Here is a 2,582-nt window from a genome sequence, read left to right as displayed (position 1 = left end):
GGAGGCAGCTGACACGGGGCAGCTGAGCTCCAGCCAGGGGGAACCGCATCCCCGCCGAGGGGCCCGGTCCTGGGGCCGGGCCCCGGTCCCCGCCGAGAGCGCCCACCGGGCCGTACACCCGGTGGGCGCTCGCACGCTCCGGCGCACTCCGTTCGCTCGGGGTGTGCGCCCTGGTTGAACAGTTGAGCAGTGGAGCCCCCTGAGGGATGGAAACCCCACGAAGTTGGGTAAAAACGCTGTGGTGGCGCCATGGTTCATGATTCCCTCTCCTTCACCAACGCAGCTCCTCGGACGACCTGTTGACCCCCCTCCTGACCGGCCGACCGGGCTGCGCGGACCGCAGCCCCGGCAGTGGCCGGGATGCGCGGGCCCCACATTTTCCTCTCCTTGTGTGCTTGCGGAGCCGATCCATGCTCACGACCCTGAACACCGCCTACACCGACACGCGCGCCGCGGACCTGGCCTGGGCCCTGGGGCGCGAGCCGCTGCCCGCGCTCGCCTCTCTCGATGTCGAACTCACGGACGCGAAACTGCAGTTGAGACTCCTCGGCGCCTCCCACCAAGTGCTCCTCGAGGAGGAGCGGGGGAGCTGTTCGGAGACGGTGGCGTGCATCCCCGGCAGCAGCACCCCGCTGCCGCTCGGCGTCGCCAAACGGGTGGGCGACTGGGAGTACGAGTTCGCCGCCCGGGTGGAGGTGCTGACGCCGGGCTCCTTCGCCGGCCGCGCCCAGGAGCTGCTGGCCCTCGTCTCCGACCATCCGCACGGTCTGGCCGGTGTCTTCCCGGGCAGCCCGCACGCCTTCACCGCGCTGCTGGCCCAGCGGCGCGACGGGCAGGTGCACTGGCGCACCTGGCACGCCTACCCGCAGGACGGGCAGGTGGTGGCGACCCGGACCCGCGTGGGCATCCGGGTGCCGACGTCGCAGCTCAGGCCGTCCGCGGTGTGAGCCGGGGGCCCCGCCGGGCGGGGAGCGGTCCGCCGCCGGGCCGCTCCCGGATAAACCTGTGGGGCCGAACGCGACGCCAGTTTCACACGTGTGGGTGACGAAGCGCAGTGGGGGAGTGACGTAACGTCACTCCGTGATCGATCCGCACGCGCCCGCCCCACCCGGCTCTCCGCCGTCCTGGGGCCGCCCCTGCGGTCCGCAGGCGCCCGCGCGGCTGCCCGTCCGGCCCGCCCTCGCGCGGTTCCTGGTCCTGGCGGGCGTGTTCGTCTGCGCGGCCTGCGGGCTGGTGTACGAACTCGAACTGGTCGCCCTCGCCTCGTACCTGATCGGCGACTCGGTCACCCAGGCGTCCGTCGTCCTGTCCGTCATGGTCTTCGCCATGGGCCTCGGCTCGCTCGCCGCCAAACGGCTGCGCCGGCTGGCCGCCGCCGGCTTCGGCGCGGTCGAGGCGGTCCTCGCCCTCGTCGGCGGCTCCAGCGCGATGATCCTGTACGCCGCCTTCGCCTGGACCGGCGGCTGGGGTGGCCTGTGGGCCGACGGGCCGCGCTTCCTGCTGGTCGCCTTCTCGCTGGTCATCGGTGTGCTGATCGGCGCCGAGGTGCCGCTGCTGATGGAGCTGATCCAGCGCGTGCGCAGGCAGGACGCGGGCGGCGCCGTCGCGGACCTGTTCGCCGCGGACTACGTCGGCGCGCTCGTCGGCGGTCTCGCCTTCCCCTTCGTACTGCTCCCCTTCCTCGGCCAGCTCACCGGCGCGCTGCTCACCGGGACCGTCAACGCGGTCGTCGGCGCCGCCCTGGTCCTCGGTCTGTTCCGGCGCGACCTGACGCGCCGGGCCCGCTGGCTGCTGCTGACCGCCAACCTCCTCGTACTCGCCCTCCTCGCCACGGCCACCGTCCTCGCCGACGACTTCGAACGGGCGGCCCGGCAGGCCGTGTACGGCCAGGACGTCCGGGTGGCCGTCCGGACCGGAGTGCAGGAGGTCGTCCTCACGGGGGGCACCGACGGCCGGTCCCTCGGCCTGTTCCTGGACGGGCGGCTGCGGGTCAGCGGCAGCGACGAACGGCGCTACCACGAGGCCCTGGTGCACCCGGCGATGAGCGGTCCGCACGCGCGCGTGCTGATCCTCGGCGGCGGCGACGGCCTCGCCGCCCGGGAGGTGCTGCGGCGACCCGGCGTGCAGCGCGTCGACGTCGTCGAACTCGACCCCGGGCTCGCCCGGCTGGCCCGGCACGACCCCGGCCTGTCCACCCTCAACGAGCACGCCTACGGCGACCCGCGCGTCCACGTCCTGGCGGAGGACGCCTTCCGGCGGCTGCGGTCGACGCCCTCCGCGACGTACGACGTGGTGATCTCGGACCTGCCCGACCCGGGCATCACCGCCAGCACCAAGCTGTACTCGCAGGAGTTCTACGGTCTGCTGCGGCGGGTGCTCGCCCCCGACGGGCGGCTGGTGGTGCACGCGGGCCCGGCGGCCGCCCGGCCCCGGACCTTCTGGACGGTGGAGGCGACGCTCCGCGCGGCCGGACTGCCGGCCGTCGCCTACCGCGTCGCCGCCCGGGACTCCGGCTTCACGCCCGGCCCCGACCGCACGGCCGCCGCTCCCCGCGCCCCCCGCGACTGGGGCTTCCTCCTGGC

General features: G+C 74.3%; 2 protein-coding genes. Both read left to right on the top strand.

The window, feature by feature from the left end; all coding sequences use genetic code 11:
* Nucleotides 1–410: 410 nt before the first annotated feature.
* Nucleotides 411–947, top strand: coding sequence for a DUF2617 family protein (locus DMH12_RS38120; protein WP_185832780.1), 537 nt, complete (start codon nt 411–413; stop codon nt 945–947).
* A 133-nt stretch (nt 948–1,080) separates the two neighbouring features.
* A partial coding sequence (locus DMH12_RS38115; RefSeq protein WP_125495819.1) for a polyamine aminopropyltransferase occupies nt 1,081–2,582 on the top strand: 1,502 nt, incomplete at its 3' end.

Source organism: Streptomyces sp. WAC 04229 (assembly GCF_003947455.1).
Taxonomy (GTDB): domain Bacteria; phylum Actinomycetota; class Actinomycetes; order Streptomycetales; family Streptomycetaceae; genus Streptomyces.
This window is presented reverse-complemented; position numbering and strand designations above follow the sequence as displayed.

Excerpts from the sequence above, each read along its gene's own strand:
- DMH12_RS38120 (WP_185832780.1), top strand. The coding sequence starts at position 411 with ATGCTCACGACCCTGAACACCGCCTACACCGACACGCGCGCCGCGGAC.